The organism is Mycobacterium sp. ST-F2 (genome assembly GCF_001905655.1).
Lineage (GTDB): Bacteria > Actinomycetota > Actinomycetes > Mycobacteriales > Mycobacteriaceae > Mycobacterium.
This window is the reverse complement of sequence record NZ_JMHT01000042.1, coordinates 1-21,657: the sequence shown is the minus strand read 5'-3', so window position 1 is coordinate 21,657 and position 21,657 is coordinate 1. Positions and strand designations below refer to the sequence as shown.

23 protein-coding genes, 1 tRNA gene and 1 rRNA gene are annotated in these 21,657 nt (G+C 67.7%); 3 read left to right on the top strand and 22 right to left on the bottom strand.

Features of this window, described 5'->3' with window-relative positions; translation table 11 throughout:
* Positions 1–15 precede the first annotated feature (15 nt).
* From EB75_RS16300 to EB75_RS16265, 8 genes are all read right to left on the bottom strand, one after another.
* Positions 16–999, bottom strand: a complete 984-nt coding sequence (locus EB75_RS16300; RefSeq protein ID WP_083612342.1) for an abortive infection family protein — start codon at positions 997–999, stop codon at positions 16–18.
* Between the two features lie 179 nt (positions 1,000–1,178).
* Positions 1,179–1,252, bottom strand: a tRNA-Pro gene (locus EB75_RS16295).
* 88 nt (positions 1,253–1,340) lie between these two features.
* Entirely contained in the window at positions 1,341–2,747 is a 1,407-nt protein-coding gene (gene der / locus EB75_RS16290; RefSeq protein WP_073696398.1) for a ribosome biogenesis GTPase Der, read from the bottom strand.
* Positions 2,744–3,427, bottom strand: a complete 684-nt coding sequence (gene cmk, locus EB75_RS16285) for a (d)CMP kinase (RefSeq protein WP_073696397.1) — start codon at positions 3,425–3,427, stop codon at positions 2,744–2,746. The genes der and cmk overlap by 4 nt, the downstream gene beginning before the upstream one ends.
* Positions 3,424–4,167: a pseudouridine synthase gene (locus EB75_RS16280; RefSeq protein WP_073696396.1), complete on the bottom strand. Its 744-nt coding sequence runs from the start codon at positions 4,165–4,167 to the stop codon at positions 3,424–3,426. The genes cmk and EB75_RS16280 overlap by 4 nt, the downstream gene beginning before the upstream one ends.
* A 1-nt stretch (position 4,168) precedes the next feature.
* Positions 4,169–4,951, bottom strand: a complete 783-nt coding sequence (scpB, locus tag EB75_RS16275; protein ID WP_073696395.1) for an SMC-Scp complex subunit ScpB — start codon at positions 4,949–4,951, stop codon at positions 4,169–4,171.
* A complete protein-coding gene (locus tag EB75_RS16270) occupies positions 4,948–5,760 on the bottom strand; it encodes a segregation/condensation protein A (RefSeq protein ID WP_174557684.1) in 813 nt (270 codons plus the stop codon). The genes scpB and EB75_RS16270 overlap by 4 nt, the downstream gene beginning before the upstream one ends.
* 56 nt (positions 5,761–5,816) lie before the next feature.
* Positions 5,817–6,701, bottom strand: coding sequence for a ParA family protein (locus tag EB75_RS16265; protein WP_073696483.1), 885 nt, complete (start codon positions 6,699–6,701; stop codon positions 5,817–5,819).
* A 156-nt stretch (positions 6,702–6,857) separates the two neighbouring features.
* Between EB75_RS16265 and EB75_RS16260 the strand changes: the two genes are divergently transcribed.
* Entirely contained in the window at positions 6,858–7,592 is a 735-nt protein-coding gene (locus EB75_RS16260; RefSeq protein WP_073696394.1) for an O-methyltransferase, read from the top strand.
* Here EB75_RS16260 and EB75_RS16255 read toward each other — a convergent pair.
* From EB75_RS16255 to EB75_RS16225, 7 genes are all read right to left on the bottom strand, one after another.
* Positions 7,580–7,942 (bottom strand): DUF1622 domain-containing protein, encoded by a 363-nt coding sequence (locus tag EB75_RS16255; RefSeq protein ID WP_073696393.1) that lies wholly within the window; start codon positions 7,940–7,942, stop codon positions 7,580–7,582. The two genes, EB75_RS16260 and EB75_RS16255, sit on opposite strands and share 13 nt — an antisense overlap.
* 32 nt (positions 7,943–7,974) lie before the next feature.
* Complete coding sequence (gene xerD, locus EB75_RS16250) at positions 7,975–8,934, bottom strand: site-specific tyrosine recombinase XerD (protein ID WP_073696482.1); 960 nt, start codon at positions 8,932–8,934, stop codon at positions 7,975–7,977.
* Complete coding sequence (locus EB75_RS16245; protein WP_073696392.1) at positions 8,934–9,548, bottom strand: NUDIX domain-containing protein; 615 nt, start codon at positions 9,546–9,548, stop codon at positions 8,934–8,936. The genes xerD and EB75_RS16245 overlap by 1 nt, the downstream gene beginning before the upstream one ends.
* On the bottom strand, positions 9,541–11,307 hold the full coding sequence (gene pyrG, locus EB75_RS16240; RefSeq protein WP_073696391.1) for a CTP synthase: 1,767 nt from the start codon (positions 11,305–11,307) through the stop codon (positions 9,541–9,543). Before pyrG ends, EB75_RS16245 begins: the two co-directional genes overlap by 8 nt.
* 142 nt (positions 11,308–11,449) lie before the next feature.
* Positions 11,450–12,391, bottom strand: coding sequence for a copper transporter (locus EB75_RS16235; protein WP_073696390.1), 942 nt, complete (start codon positions 12,389–12,391; stop codon positions 11,450–11,452).
* A 9-nt stretch (positions 12,392–12,400) separates the two neighbouring features.
* Complete coding sequence (gene steA, locus EB75_RS16230; RefSeq protein WP_061007164.1) at positions 12,401–13,585, bottom strand: putative cytokinetic ring protein SteA; 1,185 nt, start codon at positions 13,583–13,585, stop codon at positions 12,401–12,403.
* 100 nt (positions 13,586–13,685) lie between these two features.
* The gene (locus tag EB75_RS16225) at positions 13,686–14,207 is read right to left on the bottom strand and encodes a CGNR zinc finger domain-containing protein (RefSeq protein WP_073696389.1); all 522 of its coding nucleotides are present in this window, start codon (positions 14,205–14,207) and stop codon (positions 13,686–13,688) included.
* Between the two features lie 139 nt (positions 14,208–14,346).
* On the opposite strand from EB75_RS16225, the gene EB75_RS16220 reads away from it, so the two are divergent.
* Positions 14,347–14,808, top strand: a complete 462-nt coding sequence (locus tag EB75_RS16220; protein ID WP_073696388.1) for a VOC family protein — start codon at positions 14,347–14,349, stop codon at positions 14,806–14,808.
* Between the two features lie 50 nt (positions 14,809–14,858).
* On the top strand, positions 14,859–15,695 hold the full coding sequence (locus EB75_RS16215) for a pyridoxamine 5'-phosphate oxidase family protein (protein ID WP_073696481.1): 837 nt from the start codon (positions 14,859–14,861) through the stop codon (positions 15,693–15,695).
* A gap of 3 nt (positions 15,696–15,698) precedes the next feature.
* Here the strand turns inward: EB75_RS16215 and recN are convergent, their stop codons facing one another.
* The 7 genes from recN to rrf all read right to left on the bottom strand — a co-directional run bounded on the left by recN (position 15,699) and on the right by rrf (position 21,518).
* On the bottom strand, positions 15,699–17,456 hold the full coding sequence (recN, locus tag EB75_RS16210) for a DNA repair protein RecN (protein ID WP_073696387.1): 1,758 nt from the start codon (positions 17,454–17,456) through the stop codon (positions 15,699–15,701).
* Entirely contained in the window at positions 17,456–18,379 is a 924-nt protein-coding gene (locus EB75_RS16205; RefSeq protein WP_061007160.1) for an NAD kinase, read from the bottom strand. The genes recN and EB75_RS16205 overlap by 1 nt, the downstream gene beginning before the upstream one ends.
* Positions 18,376–19,185 carry a TlyA family RNA methyltransferase gene (locus EB75_RS16200; protein ID WP_073696386.1) on the bottom strand — a complete coding sequence of 270 codons (810 nt, stop codon included), beginning with the start codon at positions 19,183–19,185 and terminating at the stop codon, positions 18,376–18,378. The genes EB75_RS16205 and EB75_RS16200 overlap by 4 nt, the downstream gene beginning before the upstream one ends.
* A 6-nt stretch (positions 19,186–19,191) precedes the next feature.
* Positions 19,192–19,362 carry a hypothetical protein gene (locus tag EB75_RS29315; protein ID WP_168176052.1) on the bottom strand — a complete coding sequence of 57 codons (171 nt, stop codon included), beginning with the start codon at positions 19,360–19,362 and terminating at the stop codon, positions 19,192–19,194.
* An 8-nt stretch (positions 19,363–19,370) separates the two neighbouring features.
* Positions 19,371–20,390: an HAD-IIA family hydrolase gene (locus EB75_RS16195; protein WP_073696385.1), complete on the bottom strand. Its 1,020-nt coding sequence runs from the start codon at positions 20,388–20,390 to the stop codon at positions 19,371–19,373.
* A gap of 1 nt (position 20,391) precedes the next feature.
* Positions 20,392–21,225 (bottom strand): tetratricopeptide repeat protein, encoded by an 834-nt coding sequence (locus EB75_RS16190; protein WP_073696384.1) that lies wholly within the window; start codon positions 21,223–21,225, stop codon positions 20,392–20,394.
* A 179-nt stretch (positions 21,226–21,404) separates the two neighbouring features.
* A 5S ribosomal RNA gene (gene rrf / locus EB75_RS16185) occupies positions 21,405–21,518 on the bottom strand.
* Positions 21,519–21,657: the final 139 nt, after the last annotated feature.

Sequence of the window (21,657 nt, the reverse complement as noted above, 5' to 3'; positions counted from 1 at the left end):
CGATGTAATACCGGGTCAGAATGGCGCGCCCGGATCAAAGAGCGAAACGATGTTTGACCAATGCGAGCGAGCGGACAGCCCAAACCGTTCGCTAAGTCCCTTAGCGAAGGACCACAGCTCATAGTCCGTTGGGTAATCGCCAGTTTCGAAATGCTCGTTGCCAAGAAGCCGACACAGCCTGTCCAGCTCGACGGCCTGGTCCTCGATCGGGCCGAGAACGCCAGGCACGCGCTCGAAGGCCCACCGTGTAGGTCGCGCGTTGCCGTTCTCGTCGAACAGTAGGCCGTCCACCACACCGCGCCGGTAGTGCGCCGGCCAGTCGTCGAGCGAATCAGAATTCGCACATGCTTGAACGCCCTCGACCTGGACGAGCACGGTATCGCGCATTGCACGAATACCTACCGCATTCCCGAGCTTCTGTTGGATCGCCGCGTCGAGGCCGGCGATGTTGGCAGCCCGTAGTCGCTCTGCAAGGTTTCCTTTGTAGAAGACCGCACCGTCGAGCAGGTCACTGATCAAAGTTGCGGGTTGGCCGAGGATCAGTGGCGCCAGTCGGCGCAGAGCCCAGCGCACCCACAGCATCGTCGCTGGAACAACGACATCGACCATCTCCTGCTCGACCACAGGCTCGCGAGCGCGGCCGTGACCGGAGCCGAAGGTGTTGCGGATGACACCGACGCTCTTGACGATCTTCATCGCGTTCTGAACGAGGTTGCGTAGGTCAGGATCGTTGCTGAGATGCGCTCCCGGCTGGCGCTTGAGCACCGCATGAGCGGAATCGATGAGTGCCGGAAAATCTGTTGAAGCTGGAGCCACTTCCCCGCGCTCAGTGATCACGACTCTTGCGACAGATTCGGCAAGTTCCTTAGCGCGCCCAAGAATTAGTGACCTGTCGGCACCAGGCCTAGCTTCGGCCAAGCGACCGCGGTGACCAACGATCGCGGCCCACGCCTGCCCGTCGATACCCAGCGGACGGTCGAGTGCCAGGTCGTCTGACATACCGTCCCCTAGTGTCCCCGCCGCGATAGCGAATGCCGATTACAAACCGGACGAGTGGTGGCCAAGGTACCAGCGCACCCACCGAGGGTCGGCCAATCTGGTCCCAAGGTGGTCCCAATACCCCCGGCACCCACCTGGCCTCCTCCGGCTAAAGGGCAGGTCAAGCCTACTTCTCTTTGTCGGGCTGACAGGATTTGAACCTGCGACCACTTGACCCCCAGTCAAGTGCGCTACCAAGCTGCGCCACAGCCCGCGGCGCTGCCGGACGAACCGGCAACGGTTGGAAAGCCTACCTCAGACCTCCCGCCGGACCCTAAACGGGTCCGGCGGCGCGTCGGCGGCTAGCGCTTGGCCCCGCGCTTCTCGCGCACCCGCACATTGATCTTGATCGGGCTGCCCTCGAAGCCGAACTCTTCACGCAGCCGGCGCTCCAGGAAACGGCGGTAGCCGGCCTCCAGGAAGCCCGTGGTGAACAGCACGAAGGTCGGCGGCCGCGAGGCCGCCTGCGTGGCGAACAGGATGCGCGGCTGCTTGCCACCACGCACCGGCGGCGGTGTGGCGGCCACGATCTCCTTGAGGAAGGTGTTGAGCCGCCCGGTCGGGATACGGGCGTCCCACGACGCCAGCGAGGACTCCAGCGCCGGTACCAACTTCTGCACGGCCCGACCCGTTTTCGCCGAGATGTTCACGCGCGGCGCCCACTGCACCTGCACGAGCTCTCGCTCGATCTCCTTGTCCAGCAGGTAGCGCCGGTCTTCGTCGACCAGGTCCCACTTGTTGAACGCGATGACGAGCGCGCGCCCGGCCTCGATGACCATCGACAGCACCCGCAGGTCCTGCTCGGTCAGCGGCTGGGAGGCGTCGATCAGCATGATCGCGACCTCGGCGGCGTCGATCGCGCCGTGCGTGCGCACCGAGGCGTAGAACTCGTGCCCGCTGGCCTGACCGACCTTCCGGCGCAGGCCGGCCGTGTCGACGAAACGCCAAGTCTTGCCGTCCAATTCGATCAGCGAGTCCACCGGGTCCACCGTGGTGCCGGCGACATCGTGCACGACGGACCGCTCGTCGCCCGACAGCTTGTTCAGCAGCGAGCTCTTGCCGACATTGGGCTTGCCGACGAGCGCGACGCGGCGCGGGCCGCCCGTCCCGCCGGACGTCTCGGAGACCTCGGGCAGTACCTCGAGCACACTGTCGAGCAGATCGGCCACGCCGCGGCCGTGCATCGCACTGATCGAGTGCGGCTGTCCCAGCCCCAGCGACCACAGCGCCGCCGCCTCGGATTCGATCTTCTCGTTGTCAACCTTGTTGGCCGCCAAGAAGACCGGCTTACCGGAGCGCTGCAGCCGCTTGGCCGCGGCCTCGTCGGCCGAGGTTGCCCCGACGACCGCGTCGACCACGAGAATGATCGCGTCGGCGGTGCGCATGGCCACGGTGGCCTGCTCGGCGACGAGCATCTGCAGACCCTTGGCGTCGGGTTCCCAACCGCCGGTGTCCTGCACCACGAACCGGCGCCCGACCCACTGCGCGTCGTATGACACACGGTCGCGGGTCACGCCCGGGATGTCCTGCACCACCGCTTCGCGACGGCCCAGGATGCGGTTCACCAGAGTCGATTTACCGACATTCGGGCGGCCGACCACGGCCACCACGGGCGGGGGTCCGGCGTACTCGTCGAGCTCGGCCTCGAAACCCTCCGAGCCGATCTCCCAGTCACCTTCGTCGAACCACACACCGTCGTCGTCGCTCATTGACGCACACCTACCTTCTGCTGCACGAGATCCAGCAGATGTGCCACCACATCGGCCTGGGTCAGATCGCTGGAATCGACGACGATCGCATCGTCGGCCGCCTTCAGCGGCGAGACCGCGCGCGTCGAGTCCAGATGGTCGCGGCGCTGCACATCGGCCAGCACCGCTTCGTAGTTGTCGCCCAAGCCGTTTGCGACGTTCTGCGCATTGCGCCGACGGGCGCGCTCCTCGGCCGAGGCGGTCAGGAAAATCTTGAGATCGGCGTCGGGCTTGACCACGGTTCCGATGTCGCGGCCCTCGACGACAACTGAGCCCGCCGCCGCGATCAGCTCGCGCTGCCGCTGCACCAGCAGCGTCCGCACAGCCGGGATCGCCGACACGGCCGATACCGCGAGCGTCACCGCGTCGCCACGGATCTCGTCCGAAACGTCCTCACCCGCAAGGTAGGACGTGTCGTGATCCGGGTCGAAGCTGACGGAGAACTCGGTCTTCTCACACACCGCGACGACGGCGTCGGCGTCAGCCGGGTCGATGCCGGCCCGCAGCACCGCCAGCGTCACGATCCGGTACATCGCACCGGTGTTGATGTGGTTGGCGCCGAGGGCGTGCGCCAAACCCGTTGACACCGAGGACTTCCCGGTTCCCGCCGGGCCGTCGATGGCAATGACGAGGGCGTTCACAGGCCCACCGCCTGGTACAGCTCGCCGACTTCCTTGCGGGTCAGTGCCCGCAGGCTGTTGACGCGCTGGTCCCCCAGCGCCACCGTGCCGATGTGCGTGCGCACCAGTTCCTTCACCGGGAAACCCACCTCGGCCATGAGTCGGCGCACGAGCCGATTGCGGCCCTCGTGCAGCACGATCTTCACCAACGACTTGCCGGCGACCATGTCGACCACCGCGAATTCGTCGACGTAGACCGGCCCGTCTTCCAATTCCACGCCCTCGCGCACCTTCTTGCCCAACCCGCGCGGCACGGTCCCCTGCACGGTCGCCAGGTACGTCTTGGACACCTCGTACCGCGGGTGCATCAGCCGGTGCGCCAGCTCGCCGTCGTTGGTCAGCAGGATCAGGCCTTCGGTGTCGGCGTCGAGCCGGCCGACGTGGAAGAGCTTCTTGTTGCCGCGCACGCGATGCTCGACCAGGTCACCGATGCAGGGACGGCCCTGGTCGTCAGACATGGTGGAGTGCATGCCTTTTGGCTTGTTCAGCGCGAGGTACACCAGGTTCTCGTCGACGAGGACGCGGGTGCCGTCGACCCGGACGACCTGCCGATCGGGGTGCACCCGCGTGCCGAGCTCGGTGACGATCTGGCCGTCGACCTCCACTCGCCCGTCCAGGATCATCCGCTCGGCGACGCGGCGAGAGGCAATTCCCGCCTGCGACAACACCTTCTGCAGTCGCACGCCTTCTTCGTTGGCCATGTCAGTCCCGATCTACGTCGAATTTGGCCGGCTCCGTAGCCGGCGCAGGGGTTCCGCCGAGTTTGGCGAAACGCGGCTCCTCAGAGAGCGTCTCGGTGATGTCGTCGATGACGTCGACATCAGGCAACAGCGGGGCGAGTTCCGGCAGCTCACTCAGCGAGGTCAAACCGAGCCGCTCCAGGAACAATTCCGTCGTGGCGAAAGTCGTTGCGCCACTGTCGGCATCGGTGCCGGCTTCGATGATCAGCCCGCGCGCCGCCAGGGTCCGCATCACGGCGTCCACGTTCACGCCACGCACCGCGCTCACCCGTGCGCGCGTCACCGGCTGCCGGTAGGCCACCACTGCCAGCGTCTCCAACGCGGCCCGGGTCAGCTTGGACCGGGCGCCGTCGAGAATGAGCCGCTCGACGTAGGGCGCGTACCGGGCGCGGGTGTACATCCGCCAGCCGCCGCCGGCCTCGCGCAGGTCGATGCCGCTGCCGCGCTCGGCCAGCTCGGCGGCCATGCGGCGCAGCTTGTCTTCGACCCGCTCGATCGTCTCGTCCAGCGCGGACGCCAGAGAGTCGACCGGCGCCGGGGTGTCGACGACCAGCAGCAGGGCTTCCAGTGCGCATCCGAGCTCGTCATCGCTGATCTCGGTGTTGATCTCGTCTTCACCGGCAACCGCGTCGGTGTCGAGTTCGTCACCTTCGGCGACAGCGGCCGCGTCGGTCACACCGGCGTCGGGCTCTACGTCCTCGCCCACGCTGCTATCCGCGGCAATCACCGCGTCGTTGTCTGTCATTGGTCTTCTTCCACCGCCGCTGCCAGATGCTCGTTCGTCGGCCGCTCACCGGTCCACGAAACTTGCAGCACTCCAAGCGGTTCAATCTGCTCGAAGTTTACCGCCTTGGCGCGGTAGAGCTCCAATAGCGCCAGGAACCGGCCGACGATCTCCATCCCGCCGTCACAGTCGGCGACCAGATCGGTGAACGACGCCCACTCCCCGACGCCGCGATTCTCCAGCAGCCCCATCAGTTTCATGGCCTGCTCGGGCACCGACACCGCCTGCACGTGCAGGTGATCGACGCGCAGCGACGGCACCGGACGCGGTGTGAACGCCGCCGCCGCGATCTGGGCGAACCGGTCGGCGTCGACGCCGAGCATGACCTCCGGCAGCAGCTCGGTGAACCGGTCCTCGAGGGTGACGGCCCGCGGGTAGCTGCGCATCGCGGCAGCCTCGAGCTCGGCGAACATCAGCGCGACGTGCTTGAACGCCCGGTATTGCAGCAGCCGCGCGAACAGCAGGTCGCGCACTTCGAGCAACGCCAGGTCGTCCTCGTCGTGGACCTCGGCAGCGGGCAGCAGCCGGGCGGCCTTCAGATCCAGGAGCGTGGCGGCGACAACGAGGAACGCCGTCGTCTCATCCAGTTCGAGCTGGCTGCCGATCTCCTTGGTGTAGGCGATGAACTCGTCGGTGACCTGGTGCAACGCGACTTCGGTGACGTCCAGCCGGTGCGCGAAGATCAGCTGCAGCAGCAGGTCGAACGGACCCTCGAAGTTGTTGAGGCGGACCTGGAACCCGGCCTTCTTCTCGTCGGGTTGATCGGCCACCTCACCACCAGCGACTGCGTCCGATCGCTCCTCGCTTGCGCTGTCGGCCTCGGCAATCACGCGCCGAACCGGTCGATGACCTCGCACGCCAACGCCCGGTACGCCTGGGCGCCACCGGATTTCGGGGCCCAGGTGGTGATCGGTTCACCGGCGACGCTGGTCTCCGGGAAGCGCACGGTGCGGCTGATGACGGTGTCGAACACCAGATCGCCGAAGCGCTCCACCACCCGGGCCATGACCTCACGCGCGTTGACGGTGCGGTTGTCGTACCGGGTGATCAGGATGCCGCTGATGTCGAGCTTGGGGTTCAGCCGGTCGCGGACCTTGTCGACGGTGTCGGTCAGCAACGCGAGGCCGCGCAGCGAGAAGAACTCACACTCGGTCGGGATGATCACGCCGTCGGCGCACGCCAGGCCGTTCACCGTGAGCAGTCCGAGCGACGGCTGGCAGTCGATCAGCACGTAGTCGTAGCGGTCCAGCACTGGGTACAGCGCGCGCGACAGCGTCTGCTCGCGGCCGACCTCGTTGACCAGCTGAATCTCGGCGGCCGACAGGTCGATGTTGCTGGGGACCAGGTCCAGGCCCTTGACCCGGGTGTTGATCAGCACATCGTCGATCGACACCCGCGGCTCGACAAGCAGGTTGTGCACGGTGTGCTCGAGCTCGTAGTGCGGGACGCCGAGCCCGGCGGACAGCGCGCCCTGCGGATCGAGGTCGACCAGCAGCACGCGGCGGCCGTATTCGGCCAGGCTGGCGCCCAGATTGATGGTCGACGTGGTCTTGCCGACGCCGCCCTTCTGGTTACACATCGCGATGACCTTGGCCGGGCCGTGCACGCTCTTGGGTTTGGGCTCGGGGATGTGTCGCGCGGGACGTCCGGTCAGGCCGATCGCGGGTTCCGGATCTGCGGTCGCGGACGCGCCATCGACATCAAGCGGCATCGAAACCGGCTCCACCGGGCTCAGGTCCCCCACGCCTGTTGGGACTTCGGTCATGCGTCGCCGATCAGCGGCGTGACTCCCATAGCGAACATCCGGGCAAGTTTAACGGTGCCACGCCGCTGACGACGGCAGACCCGCTGTCCTAATGTGACTGCCATGAGCTGGAAGCAGCGGTGGTCACTGGTCCGGATGGCGCTGGGGATGAGAAAGTTCGTCCAGACCGGACAGTGGGGCGACGGCCGCGAGGCCGCCGCCGCGGCCTACGTGGAAGCCAACGCCCGCCGCGGCGACATCGATCATGTCCTCGCGACCATCGACACGTTCGCCCGCGAACAGTCGATGTTGGTCAACGTCGGCGACGAAAAAGGTCAACTCCTCGAGTCCGCGCTCATCCGGGCCAACCCGTCGCGCATCCTCGAGCTGGGCACCTATTGCGGCTACAGCGCCCTGTTGATGGCCCGCACCGTGCCGGACGCACACGTCTTCACCGTCGAACTGTCGGCCGACAACGCGGAGATCGCGCGCCGCATCTGGACCCACGCCGGTGTCGCGGACCGGATCACCTGCGTGGTCGGCACCATCGGCGATGGCGGTACCACGCTGGACCGCCTCGCCGGCTACGGATTCGGGCCGGGCAACCTCGATTTCGTGTTCATCGACCACGACAAGGCCGCCTACCTCAAGGATCTGGAGTCGATCCTGGCGCGCGGCTGGCTGCGCCGCGGTGCGGTCGTCGTGGCGGACAACGTGAAGGTGCCCGGCGCTCCGGCGTACCGCGTGTACATGCGGGACCAGGAGGGCAAGCTCTGGCACACCCGCGAGCACCCCACCCACGTCGAATACCAGAAGACGCTGCCTGATCTGGTGCTCGAGTCCGACTACTTGGGCTGAGCGTCGTCCGCCGGCTTGAGCGGGCGTTGCCACGGCCACGAGCCGGTCATCTCGACCTGCAGCGAGAAACTCAGGAAGGTCCGGATCGCGACGATGCCGGCCAGCACTGCGACGCTCTGTGCAGTCGGCGTGACGGCCACCGTGCGGATGATGTCGGCGGCCACGAGAAATTCGAGGCCCAGCAGGATCGAGCGGCCCAGCTGCCGCCGGAACGCGTCATAGGCACCGCCCTCGCCGCGGATCCGGCCGACCGTCGCGGCCAGCGCGAGCACCGCACCGCCCACGATCACCGCGACACCGACGGCGTCGATCACCTTGCCGGTCGTCTCGATGATGTCGTAGAACGCCATGACCGGATGCTAGCCCCGGCCCATCGTCATCCTCACCTGGCGCGCGGATGCGCCCCGGCCCACACTTCGCGCAGCGCGCTGACCGTCACCAGCGTGTAGATCTGCGTGGTGGTGACCGATGCGTGGCCGAGCAGTTCCTGCACGACGCGCACGTCCGCGCCGCCTTCGAGCAGGTGCGTGGCGAACGAGTGGCGCAACGTGTGCGGCGAGACCGCGGCCGTGATGCCGGCCCGCTCGGCGGAATCCTGCAGCACCTGCCACGCGCTCTGCCGCGACAACCGGCCACCGCGCGCGTTGAGGAAGATGGCGGGCGTGCCCTTGCCGCGGCGCGCCAGCTCGGGCCGGCCCCGCACCAGATAGGCATCCAATGCCGTGACGGCGGGCCGGCCGATGGGCACCAGCCGCTGCTTGCCGCCCTTGCCGCGCAACATGACCGACCGGGACTCGGTGTCGACGTCGTCGCGATCGAGGCCGACCGCCTCCGAGATGCGCGCCCCGGTCGAATACAACAACTCCAGCAGCGCCCGGTTGCGCAATGTCAGTGGATTGTCGGCGTCGCTGTCGCCGCCCGCGCCGTCGAGCAGCGCGATGACGTCGTCGTAGCTGAGGCTCTTGGGCAGCCGCCGGCCCGGCGTCGGCGGCTTCACGCCACGCGCGACGTCGATGTCGGCGAGCCCTTCGGCGGCGGCAAACTTGTGCAGCCCGCGCACCGCGATGACGGCCCGCGCGGCCGAGACCGAGGACAGCGCGGCGACGCCGTTGTCCGGATCACCCTGACGCAGCGCGACGAGGAACTCGCTGACGTCGGTCTCGGTCACGGCGCCGAGGTCGTCGATACCGCGGCCGGCCAGATGCGCGGTGTACCGCCGAAGGTCACGCCGGTAGGAACTCAGCGTGTTGGCCGCGACGCCCCGCTCGATGCTGAGGTGGTTCAGGTAGCCCTGGACCTGCACCTCCAGCCGTGACCGGACCCCCGCCGGCGCCGGCGTCATCAGCACTGTTCCCGCCGGGTACGGAAGGCATTCGGGCGGTCGATCCAGGGCGCATCGGCCGGCCGCAAGTCGGCCGGCCGGTGCGCGGCGGCCAGAATCCCGGCCACCGCAAGGGCATTGACGATCTCACCGGTGAACACCATCTGCACGGCATCGGCCAGCGGCACCCGCTTGACCACCAGGTCGGCTTCTTCGTCGTGCGCATGCGGCCGCCCGATCTCGGTCAGCCCGGTGGCCAGGAAGATCCGCACGCTCTCGTCGCTGAATCCGGGCGTCGAGTCGACGTCGATCAGGGTCTGCCAGTGTGCGGCGGCCAGGCCGGCTTCCTCTTCGAGTTCCCGCGCCGCGGTGACGTGCGCGGGCTCGTCGCCCATGTCCAGCAGCCCGGCGGGCAGCTCCCACAGCCGCCGCCCGATCGGGTGCCGGTATTGGTACACCAGTACCAGGTTGCCGTCTTCATCGAGCGCGACGACCGCGACCGCCCCGTAGTGCTCGACCACCTCACGGCGCGCCGAGCCACCACCGGGCATCGCGACCTCGTCGGCCCGCAACGCGAAAATCTTTCCTACATAGACGGTTTCGCTCGACAGCGTGGCGAAATCGTGATCAGCCACGGGATTCTTGCAGCTGCTCGGCATCCTCGTCCGAACCCTCCGCATGCGATCCGGCGCCGTGCACCTCGGAGTCGATCTCCTCGAGCGGCAGGCGTTCGGCAGCCTTGTAGTCCAGCGCCGCCCCGATGAACGACGCGAACAGCGGGTGCGGACGCGTCGGGCGGCTCTTGAGCTCCGGGTGCGCCTGCGTGCCGACCAGGAACGGGTGCAGATCGGCGTCGTACTCGACGAACTCGACCAGCTGACCGTCCGGTGAGGTGCCGGAGAACTTCAGCCCGCTCTCCGAGATGCGGTCGCGGTAGGCGTTGTTCACTTCGTAGCGGTGCCGGTGGCGTTCCGAGACCTCGGTCGCGTCGTAGGCCTTGGCCACGATCGAATCCGCCTGCAGCACCGCCGGATACGCGCCGAGGCGCATGGTGCCGCCGAGGTCGGCCTCGCCGGCCACGGCGTCGAGCTGGTCGGCCATGGTGGCGATCACCGGGTCAGGCGTGTGCTCGTCGAACTCCGCCGAGTTGGCGCCGCTGATGCCGACGGACCGGGCGGCCTCGATGACGATGCACTGCAACCCGAGGCACAGGCCCAGCAGCGGCAGCCGCTGACGTCGGGCGTAGCTGATGGCGCCGAGCTTGCCCTCGATACCGCGGATGCCGAAGCCACCCGGGATCAGCACGCCGTGCACATCGCCGAGCGCGGCGGCCGCACCCTGGTCGGTCTCGCAGTCATCCGAGGCGACCCAGCGGATCTCGACCTTGGAGTGGTGGGCGAACCCGCCGGCTCGCAGCGCCTCGGCCACCGACAGGTAGGCGTCGGACAGGTCGATGTACTTGCCCACCAAGGCGATACGCACCGTCTCCTTGGGCTCGTGCACCCGGCGCAGCAGGTCGTCCCACTCCGACCAGTCCACGTCGCGGAACGGCAGGTTGAGCCGGCGCACCACGTAGGCGTCGAGCTCCTCGCGGTGCAGCACCTTGGGGATGTCGTAGATCGACGGGGCGTCGGGCGTCGAGATGACGCCGTCGATGTCAACGTCGCACATCAGCGCGATCTTGTTCTTCAGCGGCTCCGGCACATCGCGGTCGCAGCGCAGGATCAGCGCGTCCGGCGTGATACCGATGCTGCGCAGTGCGGCCACCGAGTGCTGCGTGGGCTTGGTCTTCAGCTCGCCCGACGGCGCCAGGTAGGGCACCAGTGACACGTGCAGGAAGAAGACGTTCTCGCGGCCGACGTCGTGGCGAACCTGGCGGGCCGCCTCCAGGAACGGCTGCGACTCGATATCGCCTACGGTGCCGCCGATTTCGGTGATGACCACGTCGGGGCGCTTGCCCTTGGCGTCGGGCAGCGCCATCTCGAGGATGCGGCTCTTGATCTCGTCGGTGATGTGCGGGATCACCTGGACGGTGTCGCCGAGGTAGTCGCCGCGACGCTCCTTGGCGATGACCTCGGAGTACACCTGGCCGGTGGTGACGTTGGCCGACCGCGACAGGTTGCGGTCCAGGAAGCGCTCGTAATGGCCGATGTCGAGGTCGGTCTCGGCGCCGTCCTCGGTGACGAAGACCTCGCCGTGCTGGAACGGGTTCATGGTGCCCGGATCCACGTTGAGGTACGGGTCCAGCTTCTGCATCGTCACGTGCAGACCACGCGCGGTGAGCAATTGGCCGAGACTGCTGGCGGTCAGACCTTTACCGAGCGAGGAAGCGACCCCGCCGCTGACAAAAATGTGCTTCGTCGCGGCCTGTGGGTGCCTGCGTAGCGATGCCAAGAAGGACCTCCGTGGTGATGGGGCAACGTAGCGGTTGAGCTACCTGGGGCCTGCCGACCCACGGAATTTCACCCTATCACCGACCGGCCCGAGCCGGGACTGACGCGCCGGTGACGGTCACCACGGCTCGCCGCGGTTCGGATTACTGCAGGACCGTCACCGAGCTGGCGCCGCGACCGATCCCGAGCTGCGCCGGATGGCCGCCGGCGATGAGTTGCTGCAGGGCGAGGACGGCGGTGATCCGGCCGGCCTGGCTGTTGATGTCGTCGACGGTGCCCACCGCGCCGGACAGCCCGGCATCGGAGCGCACGACGGCGACGGCCGCCGTGCCCGACGAGCAGCCATCCCGGCCCGCCACCACCGTGCCCGCGCCATGCGGCGCCAGACCCGAGGCCAGGCGGGCCACCGTGGCCCCGCGGTTGCCGGCGTCGTCACCCAGGGCGCCGCCGGTGACGATCAGCGCGCTGTCGGCGACCCCGATGCGCTGAGAGCCATATGTGATGAACCCGGTGTCACGCAGCGTCGCGAGCACGGTGTCGCGTTGCATGTCGTCGACGGGCAGGACCGCGGGGTTACGGTCCCGCAGCAGCGTGATGCCCAGCAGATCACCGGCCTGCGAGCCCTGGTCGACGGTCCGGGTGCTGAGCTGGCGCCCGGCCGGCACGATCGGCGAGTTCACCACCGACAGCAGCTTCTCCGAGGCGTTGGCGTCCACGAACTGCTGCGTGAGCGCGATGGTCCCGGTCACCGAACCCCCTGCGGCCGCAATCAGTTTCGCGGCCGCGTCGACGTCGTCGGTGGCGGCGTCCGGGGTGCGGAACACCACGACCGATTTGCCCGCCAGCGCGTCGCGCACCATACGCGGCGACATCTGGGCATCGAACTCGCCTGCCGCACTGAGCTTCTGGTTCAGCGCGTTCTTCTCGTCGGTGAGACCGTTGATCTGGTTCTGCAACTCGTGTTTGTCGTCACGCAGCCCCGACAGCAGCGTGTTGGACAACAGACCGGAACCGAGCATCACCCCGATGGCCAGCGCCAGGAACACCGCGGCCAGTGAGATCGCATGCGAGCGTAGGGAGATCATCGTCCGGAGCTAGCTCACCAGACCCTGGGCCCACAGCAGGAAGCGGTTCCAGTAGTCGGTCACCAGGTGCAGCACGGTGGCGTCGGCGCGCGCGACGTACAGCGCGACGATGACGGCGACCAGCATCGCCAGCACCAGCAGCGCGATGGCGCCGCCGGAAACCCGGCTGCGGTACAGCGTCGCAACGGCTTTCGCGTCCACGAGCTTCTCCCCCACCTTCAAGCGGGTGAGGAACGTCGACGGGGTGCTCGACTGCCGCGTGCGGTCGAAGAACTCTTCGATGTTGGCGCGGTGGCCGGCGGTGACGATCAGCGCGGCACCGTGATGGTCGACGAGGAGCAGCGCCAGATCGGCGGCCGAGCCGGCAGCCGGGAAGGTCATCGCACCGACACCCAGATCCTGAATGCGCTCAAGGCCTTTGGCGTGGCCGTCGGCGTCGGCCGGCAGCACGACCTGGGCGCCCGACCGCAGCACGTCGGCGCTCATGTCCTCGGGATCGCCGACAATCAGCGCGGGCCGGTAGCCCGCCTTGCGCAGCGTGTCCGCGCCGGCGCCGACACCGACGAGCACCGGCTGGTACTCCTTGATGAACGGCTTGATGGCCTTCAGATCGCCCTCGGCGCTCGGGTCGTCGGTCACCACCACGACGTGCCGGCGGTTCACGTCGACGTCGATGTCGGGGATGCCCATACCGTCGATCAGCAGCGGGCTCTCACTGCGGATGAACTCGATGGTGTTGCCGGCGAAGGCCTCCAGGTGCGCGACGAGGCCGCTCTTTGCCTCGTGCATCATCTCGTGGATCTGCTCGTCGTTGCGCTCGTTGCCGAGGACCAGGCGGCGGTCTCCGTTATAGATGCCGCCGTTGTGCAGCCGCACCTTGGCGCCGTCCTTGACCTTCTTGAAGACCTCGGGCCCGGTCTCGTCGATCAACGTAACCCCGTTGGCGACAAGCACTTCCGGCCCGAGGTTCGGGTAGCGGCCGGAGATCGACGACGATGCGTTGACGACTGCGGCGACCTCGGCCTCCACCAGCGCGTCGGCGGTGATGCGGTCGAGGTCGAGTGCATCGAGGATGACGATGTCCCCCGGACCGACGCGTCGCAGCAGTCGGTCGATGTCACGGTCAACGCGGGCGGTTCCAGTCACGCCCGGCTTGGGTCCGGCATTTCGGGTGAGCAGCGCTGCCATCTTCATGCGTCGATTCTGTCGATGAACCCTCAAGTAGAGGTGGAGGCGCGCCGTAACAACAGCCTCAGAAGTTTTCTTTTGTCACATCCGTAACAGCCGAATGGTCTCAGTCTCGCTTCGCCGCATAGTGCCGAGCAGCCTTGGCGCGGTTGCCGCACGTGGTCATCGAGTGCCAGCGCCGCGTGCCGTTCTTCGACGTGTCGTAGAACCACAGAACGCAGTGCGGATGCGCGCACTGCTTGATGCGACCGGCCGATTCGGCCAGCAGTTGCAGGAGGTTGTCGGCGGCGAGCCAGCCGGGCAACCATTCGGATCGCGACACATCCACATCATCCTGCGGCCCCGCGTCGGTGAGCGAACGCCGGATACGCCCGCGGTCCAGGACTGCGTTCACGTCGTCGGCCGAGCCACCGGTGACCACCTGCAGGATCGCCTCCCGCGCCCGCACCAGCGCCGCGCGGGTCTTCTCATCGGCTGCGCAACGGTCATCGAGATCGTTGGCCACCAGCCAGCATCGGAGTCCTGCCACGTCGATCAGGAGATCCTGCGGCCCCTCCGCTGACATCCACCGGGTGTTCAGCAGGTCCAGCGCCAGAGGTTCGCCGACGTGCGGGCGCGGATCACGCATAGCTGAGATTAACCGCCTCTCCTGCATCGACAGCCTCCCGATAGTCCACTAACCGTCTATTTTCATTTTAGTGGTTGACACGTTGCGACTCCGATTCTAACCTTCAAATGTCAGATACCCAGTTACAACGGAGGAATCGATGACCACCGCCATCACACCCAAGCTCGCCCCCGGCCACGTCGGGCTCAACGTCACAGACCTATCGCGATCCGTCGACTTCTACCGGCGCGCTTTGGGTTTCGAACAACTGGGTATCAGCGACGACGGCGACCACCGCTTCGCCTTCCTGGGTTCCGAAGGCACCCTGCGGCTGACCTTGTGGCAGCAGAGTGACGGCGCGTTCTCCACCCGGAGCCCGGGCCTGCACCACCTGTCCTTCCAGGTCGACACCATCGAGCAGGTCCAGACCGTGGAGGCCGCGCTCAAAGAGCTGGGCGTGACGTTCGCGCACGACGGCGTGGTCGCACACGGAGAGGGCGCGGCCTCGGGCGGCATCTTCTTCACCGACCCCGACGGCATCCGGCTCGAGATCTACGCGCCCAACGGCGCCGAGAGCGCGCCGGCACCGAGCGGCGCCGCCCCCACCTGCGGATTCTTCTGAGTCGCGCCGTGACTGCCTACCACGCCGGTGAACTGGAAGTGCAGCGGCGCATGGGCCAGGCGGAGATCGCTGTCCGCGTCGGCCGGATGATCCGTACGGAGATTCCGGCCGCCGGGGCGGCCTTCCTGGCCGAGCAGCCGATGGTCGTGCTCGCCGCGACCGACGACGCGGGCCGGGTGTGGGCCAGCCTGGTCACCGGTCCGGCCGGGTTCATGCACGCCGACGCAGACGGAACCATCGCGGTCGGCGCTCTGCCGGTGCCGGGTGACCCGCTCCACGAGGTTCTCCGCCGGCCGGATGAACAGGTCGGCATGATCGCAATCGAACCGCAGACCCGCCGCCGCATGCGGGTGAATGGGCAGGCCCGACCCACCGGAGACGGCCTGCGCATCCATCCCGACCAGGTGTACTCGAACTGCCCGAAGTACATCTCGCGCCGGCACATCGACGGTGTCGCCGAGACGACGCACCGCCCGGCCGTCCGCCACGCCGATATCCTCGACGAGCGCCTGCAGCAGATCGTCGGCCGCACCGACACCTTCTTCATCGGATCGGCCGATCCTGACGGAAACGCCGACGCGTCGCACCGCGGCGGCAATCCCGGGTTCCTGCAGGTGCTTTCGCCGAACCGGCTGCGGTGGCCGGACTACCGCGGCAACTCGATGTTCATGACGCTGGGCAACATCAGCGCCAATCCTCGCTGTGGACTGCTGATCCCGGACTGGCAGACCGGGACCGCCCTGCAGCTGACGGGCACCGCGGAGATCATCTGGGACGACGGCCCACAGTGTTCGGTCGAGTTCACGGTCGACGAAGTGGTCGAGCTGAGCGACGTCAGTCCGCTGCGGTGGGGTCAGGCAGAGCTCTCGCCCGCCAACCCTGCCTGACGTCTACGGCGCGGCGTGCTCCTGCTGCGCCGCCTCGAGCAGCTCGCGGGCATGCGCGCGACCACTGTCGGTGTCGCCGAGTCCGGCCAGCATGCGGGCCAGCTCGGCGACCCGGTCGTCGTCCTCGAGGCGCACCACGCGGCTCGACTTCGGGCCGCTCTCCACCACCAGGTGCACGTCGCCGTACGCCGCGACCTGCGGCAGGTGCGTCACGACGATGACCTGGTGGGTGCGGGCCAGCCGGGCCAGGCGCTTGCCGATCTGCACGGCGGCGCGGCCACCGACACCGGCGTCGACCTCGTCGAACACCATGGTGGTGCCCTCGGCCGACGCCGACAGCACGACTTCGAGCGCCAGCATCACGCGCGACAACTCACCACCGGACGCGCTCTTGGCCAGCGGCAGCACGTCCGAACCGCTGTGCGGCGTGAAACCGAACTCGACGGCGTCGACGCCATCGTGGCCGGCGTGCACGGCGGTGCCATCGGGCAGCGTCAGCGGTGCGCTGTCGTCGGCGCGTGCCTCCAACGGCGACACCGTGATGCTGAATCCGGCGCCACCCATCGCCAGGCCGGCGAGCTCGGCGGTGACGGCCTTCGCCAGCGACTTCGATGCCTTGGTGCGGGCCTTGGTGACCTCGGCGGCAGCGAGCACGACCTTGTCGTGCCGTTCGTCGACCTGCTTCTGCAGTTCGGCCAGGGCCTCTTCGGAGACGTCGAGCTGGGACAGCCGCTGCCGGGCGTCGGCGGCCCACTGCAGTACCCCGTCGATATCGGCGGCGTACTTGCGGGTGAGGTTGCGCAGCTCCGCCTGGCGCGCCAGCTTGGATTCCAAAGTGCTTGCATCACTGGGCAACTCGGACAGGTAATCCCCGAGTTCGCCGGACACGTCGCCGAGCACCGCCAGCGCCTCGCTCAACCGGTCGCCGAGCGCACGCAGCACGGCGTCGTCGGTCGCCGACAACACCGACTTGGCCTGCGCCGCGGCATCGAGCGCCGACGCCGCGTCATCCGACGGACCGTCGCCGAGTTCCCCGGACAGCGCGGCGCGTGCGGTCTGCGCCGCGTCGCGCAGCGCGTCCAATTCGGACAGCCGACGGATATCGGCCACCAATGCGTCGTCCTCGCCGGCCTCCGGCGCGACCGCGTCGATCTCCCCCAGACCGAACTGCAGCCTGTCGGCCTCCATGGCGAGGTCCCGCGCACGGTTGCGTCGGTCGATCAAATCCCTTCGGGCGGTGAGCCATTCGTCCCGCAGCTTGCGGTACTTGGCCAGCAGCCCCGTCACGTCGACGTAGCGGTCCAGCGCGCCGCGCTGCTCGTCCGGGCGCATGAGACGCAGCTGGTCGTTCTGTCCGTGCAGGGCCAGCAGCTCAGTGGTGAACGTCGCCAGCGACTTCGCCGGCACACTGCGGCCACCCAGGTACGCGCGCGACGGCCCGTCCTTGCTCACCGACCGCGCAGCGATGACGCTGCCGTCATCGTCGCGGTCCGCGCCGGAGGCCTCCAGAATTTCGTCGACCCGCTCGGACACCCCGTCGCCGAGTTCGGTTGTGGTGAAGCGGCCTTCGACGACGGCGCGGGCCGATCCCGACCGCACCCGGCTGGGGTCGGCGCGCGCGCCACCCAGCAGATGCAGGCTGGTGACCACCATGGTCTTACCGGTACCGGTCTCCCCGGTCAGCACAGTCAGACCACGGCCGAATTCGGCAGTGGCCGCACTGATGGCGCCCAGCGCCTCGATGCGAATCTCGGTCAGCATTACTGGCCGCGCCACCCTTTCACCGGCAACCGGAATTTGCGCACCAAACGATCAGAGAACGGGGCGCTGTCGAGACGAACCCATTTCAGCGAGGTGTCACACCGGGTGACCTCCAGCCGGCCGCCCGCCGGGACCACCATCTGGCGACGGCCGTCGCAGAACACCATGGCGTCATTGTTGCCCGCTTCGACCTCGATCGCGATCGATGCGTCGGGGCTGGTCACCATCGGACGCGCGAACAGGGCGTGAGCGTTGTTGGGTACCACCAGGATTGCTTCCAGGTCCGGCCACAGAATCGGGCCGCCCGCCGAGAAGGCATACGCCGTCGAGCCCGTGGGGGCGGAAACCAGCACCCCGTCGCAGCCGAACGCCGACACCGGGCGGCCGTCGACCTCGAGGACCACGTTCAGCACACCGAACCGGCTGGTCTTCTCCAGGCTGGCTTCGTTGAGCGCCCAGCCGCGCTGCACGATCTCGCCGTCGACGCGCACCCCGATGTCGAGCGTCATCCGCTCTTCGACCCGGTAGTCCTTGTTGATGATGCGCTCGAGCACGTGATCGATGGCCTCGGCCTCGGCTTCCGCCAGGAACCCGATGTGTCCGAGGTTCACTCCGACCACCGGGATCTCGGCATTGCGGGCCAATTCGGCGGCCCGCAGAAAGGTGCCGTCCCCGCCGAGCACCAGGACCAGCTCACAGCCCTCGGCCGCGTGGCTGTCCGGATCGACGACGGTGATGTCGACACCCATTTCCCGCATGTGGTCCGGTGCCAGGTGCAGCGCACCGCGGTCGACGGCCTCGGCGGCGAGCACTCGCAAACCGATTCCGTTGTCGCCCAGCACTTTTTCGACCCGGGTCGCGGTTTCGGTGGCTTCGTCGCGGCCGGTGTGGATCACCAGCAGGACGGTTCGTTCGCGCGTCACTGCGGCCCCTCGGCAACCGCGCGGCCGACGGCTGCGACGAGGGCGTCGTCCTTCAGCGGCTGATCAGTGGTGGTCCGCAGTCGCAGGAAGTACTCGACGTTGCCGGACGGGCCGGGCAATGGGCTGGCAGTGACGTCCACCGCATGCCAGCCGAGTTCGGCGGCCCGCCGTGCGACGGTCAACACCGCGTCGGCACGCAATTCCGGATCGGAGACCACACCACCGGCCCCGACCCGATCCTTGCCCACCTCGAACTGCGGCTTCACCATGGGAACGATATCGGCTACGTCCGACGCACATGCGGTCAGTGCCGGTAGGACCGTCGCCAGCGAAATGAAGGACAAATCGGCCACAACCAGGTCAACCGGCCCGCCGATGGCCTCGGCCGTCAGCTCCCGGACGTTGGTGCGCTCCATGACGATGACGCGGTCATCGGACCGCAACGACCAGGCCAGCTGCCCGTAGCCGACGTCGGCGGCAACGATTTCGCGCGCACCCCGGTCCAGCAGCACCTCGGTGAAACCGCCGGTGGAGGCGCCGGCATCGAGGCAGCGACGACCCTCCGGCGAGACATGGAACGCGTCGAGTGCTCCGATCAGCTTGTGCGCGCCGCGGGACACCCAACTGCGTTCGGTCGATTCGGCGACCAGGAGGTTGGCGGCGGGGGTGACCGCTGTCGATGCCTTCGACGCCCGCATGCCGTCGATGGTCACGCGGCCGGCTTCGATCAGTTCGGCAGCCTGTTGACGAGAACGGGCCAGGCCCCGGCGGACCAGTTCAGCATCAACACGTGCGCGTCGCGTCACGTGCGATCAGCCCTTCTCGACCGATTCCAGCGCCCGGACCAGCAGATTGTGGGCGTGGTCCAAACCCGCCGCGACGGCCTCGAGGTCCAGGGTCTCGTCACCCTCGCCGGACAAATCCGGGAGGTGGGACAGCAGGACCGCGATATCTGCGCGGATCTGGTCAGGATCGGTACTCATAGCGATGTTCACGCTAGCGGATCGGTGCCGCCGCGCAGCGACCACCGATCCAATGCCGAGCGTGCCGTGTCGTCCCCGGCCACGATGCGTACCCGCCCATCGGTGGCGGCGGCCCACACGGCGCAGGCCGTGGCGCGGACGACCGACAGCGCGTCGTCGACGGGTTCGCCGGTGGCGTGCACGATGACCTCGTCGCCCGAGGCCTCCACCTTCCAGGCGCGGTGTGGCGCGATGCGCAACGTCTCCGCGGGGGCATCCAACGACCGCAGATCGGCAGCCAGGTAGTCAGGGCGTTCCGCGGGGATGGCGTGCACCATGTCCGCTGCGGAGTTCACGCCCGTCAGCACCATCAAACTCGGCAGACCGGCCGCGTTGGCTCCGGCAATATCCGTGTCGAGCCGGTCCCCGATCACCAGCGGGGTCTCGAACTGGCCACGTGCCAGCGCGTCGTTCATCAGAGTCGGCTGCGGCTTGCCGGCGACCTGCGGCACCTGTTCGGTGGCGGTCCGCAGCGCAGCCACCATCGAGCCGTTACCCGGCAGCAGGCCACGTTCCGACGGCAGCGTCTTGTCGACGTTCGCCGCGACCCAGAGCCCGCCGGCCCGGATGGTGAGCGCCGCCTCGGCCAGGTCGGCCCAGCCCGTCTGCGGTGAATGTCCCTGCACCACCGCAACCGGATCGTCGGAGAACTGCCGCACCGGGTGCAGGCCGACATTGGCGACCTCGCCGGCCAACGCGTCCGTTCCGATCACGAGCACCTTCGCTCCTTGTGGGAGCTGCAATGTCAACAGATGTGCCGCACTCTGAGCGCTGGTCACCACATCGTCGGCGTGTGCGGAGAAGCCGAGCGCATCGAGGTGGTCAGCGACCTCTGCCGGGGTGCGCGACGCATTGTTGGTCACGTAGAGCTTGCGTGCCGAGACCGCGGCGAGTGCGCCAACAGCGCCTTCTGTGGCCTCATGCCCACGGAAGACCGTGCCGTCGAGGTCCAGGAGCAAGCAGTCGTGCAGTTGAGCCAGCGTGGACACGTCAGCCCAATTCAGCGGCGCGGTCCTCGGCGTCCGTGACGCCTTCCAGGTCAGCCGCGGCCGCATGCAGGAACCACTGAAGTGCGTCGTTGGTGCGATCGAGGGCGAGCAGCGTCTCGGCGTACACGTAGAACAGCCGCGCGGCCGTCTGGCCGGTCCGGGTGGAATCCAGCGGCGGGGTCGACAGCAGCGCCAGTGCCTGTTGCGGCTGACCGAGATCGCACCGCGCCCCGGCGAGGACGATCTTCAGTTCGTCGGCGTCGTCACCGGTGAGCTGTTCGGCTTCGGGGCTGCGGCCCAACTCGATGGCGCGCTCCGGACGGCCGACGCCGCGTTCGCAGTCGGCAATCAGGGCCAGTAGCGGTGACTTGCTTCCCATCCGTCGTGCCGCCCGCAGCTCGGACAGGGCCTGCGCCCAGTCACCGCAGTGGTAGGCCGCGATGCCGACGGCTTCTCGGATCGCCGCGATGCGCGACGCCCGGTTCCGGGCCGCACGCGCATGCTCGAGAGCGGCTTCGGGGTCTTCTTCCAGCAGATCGCCGGCCATGACCAGATGCTTGGCCACGTAGTCCGCTGTGGCCTTGTCCAGCGTCGTCAGTTCACGACGGACCTCGGGCGAGAGCTGCTTTGCTTCGACATCGTCGGGCAGCCGGGGACCAGCGGGCCGATCCGAATTCGGGTCAGCATCACGGAACTGAGGCGGCCGGCCGTTCCGATCGGAACCGGGCCGCCGGGGTGCCTGCGTGCGGTCGCGCTGAGGCCGCTGTCCCCGCCGTGCGTCGCCGTCGTCTCTGCGCGAGGGGCGACGATCGCCGCCCTGCCTGTTGTCGACCACTAGAACCTTTCGCTACGAAATCTCAGGTCAGAATACGGCCCCCAGTCGCGAAGCTCGCCATCTGAGGGCCACACCGAACCAATCGGGGCCGCCCAGGGCGAAATTCGAGGGCCGAGAAGTGGAAATTCCTCAAATAGAATCACCCCCCACATAAATGTGGGGGGTGATTCCTAATTTGTGTTCGGCGGTGTCCTACTTTTCCGCCCGTGCAGGGCAGTATCATCGGCGCTGGCAGGCTTAGCTTCCGGGTTCGGGATGGGACCGGGCGTTTCCCTGCCGCTGTTGCCGCCGTAACTCTATTTATTTTTACGCCTCCACCGGCTTTTGACCCTGTTGGGTTGATTTGGTGGTGGGGTGTGGTCTGTTTGACTCGTTGTGTGGATGTGGTTGCGGGCACGATGTGCAATGTTCTTCGTCTTGTTTACACGCACT

Coding starts and splice junctions, on each gene's coding strand:
- steA (WP_061007164.1), bottom strand. CDS start 13,585: ATGAAGATGGCAGCGCTGCTCACCCGAAATGCCGGACCCAAGCCGGGC.
- EB75_RS16235 (WP_073696390.1), bottom strand. CDS start 12,391: ATGATCTCCCTACGCTCGCATGCGATCTCACTGGCCGCGGTGTTCCTG.
- EB75_RS16260 (WP_073696394.1), top strand. CDS start 6,858: ATGAGCTGGAAGCAGCGGTGGTCACTGGTCCGGATGGCGCTGGGGATG.
- xerD (WP_073696482.1), bottom strand. CDS start 8,934: ATGACGCCGGCGCCGGCGGGGGTCCGGTCACGGCTGGAGGTGCAGGTC.
- EB75_RS16300 (WP_083612342.1), bottom strand. CDS start 999: ATGTCAGACGACCTGGCACTCGACCGTCCGCTGGGTATCGACGGGCAG.
- recN (WP_073696387.1), bottom strand. CDS start 17,456: ATGCTGACCGAGATTCGCATCGAGGCGCTGGGCGCCATCAGTGCGGCC.
- EB75_RS16265 (WP_073696483.1), bottom strand. CDS start 6,701: ATGCCGCTTGATGTCGATGGCGCGTCCGCGACCGCAGATCCGGAACCC.
- scpB (WP_073696395.1), bottom strand. CDS start 4,951: ATGACAGACAACGACGCGGTGATTGCCGCGGATAGCAGCGTGGGCGAG.
- EB75_RS16225 (WP_073696389.1), bottom strand. CDS start 14,207: ATGCGTGATCCGCGCCCGCACGTCGGCGAACCTCTGGCGCTGGACCTG.
- EB75_RS16280 (WP_073696396.1), bottom strand. CDS start 4,167: ATGGCCAACGAAGAAGGCGTGCGACTGCAGAAGGTGTTGTCGCAGGCG.
- EB75_RS16255 (WP_073696393.1), bottom strand. CDS start 7,942: ATGGCGTTCTACGACATCATCGAGACGACCGGCAAGGTGATCGACGCC.
- EB75_RS16220 (WP_073696388.1), top strand. CDS start 14,347: ATGACCACCGCCATCACACCCAAGCTCGCCCCCGGCCACGTCGGGCTC.
- EB75_RS29315 (WP_168176052.1), bottom strand. CDS start 19,362: ATGAGTACCGATCCTGACCAGATCCGCGCAGATATCGCGGTCCTGCTG.
- der (WP_073696398.1), bottom strand. CDS start 2,747: ATGAGCGACGACGACGGTGTGTGGTTCGACGAAGGTGACTGGGAGATC.
- EB75_RS16215 (WP_073696481.1), top strand. CDS start 14,859: ATGGGCCAGGCGGAGATCGCTGTCCGCGTCGGCCGGATGATCCGTACG.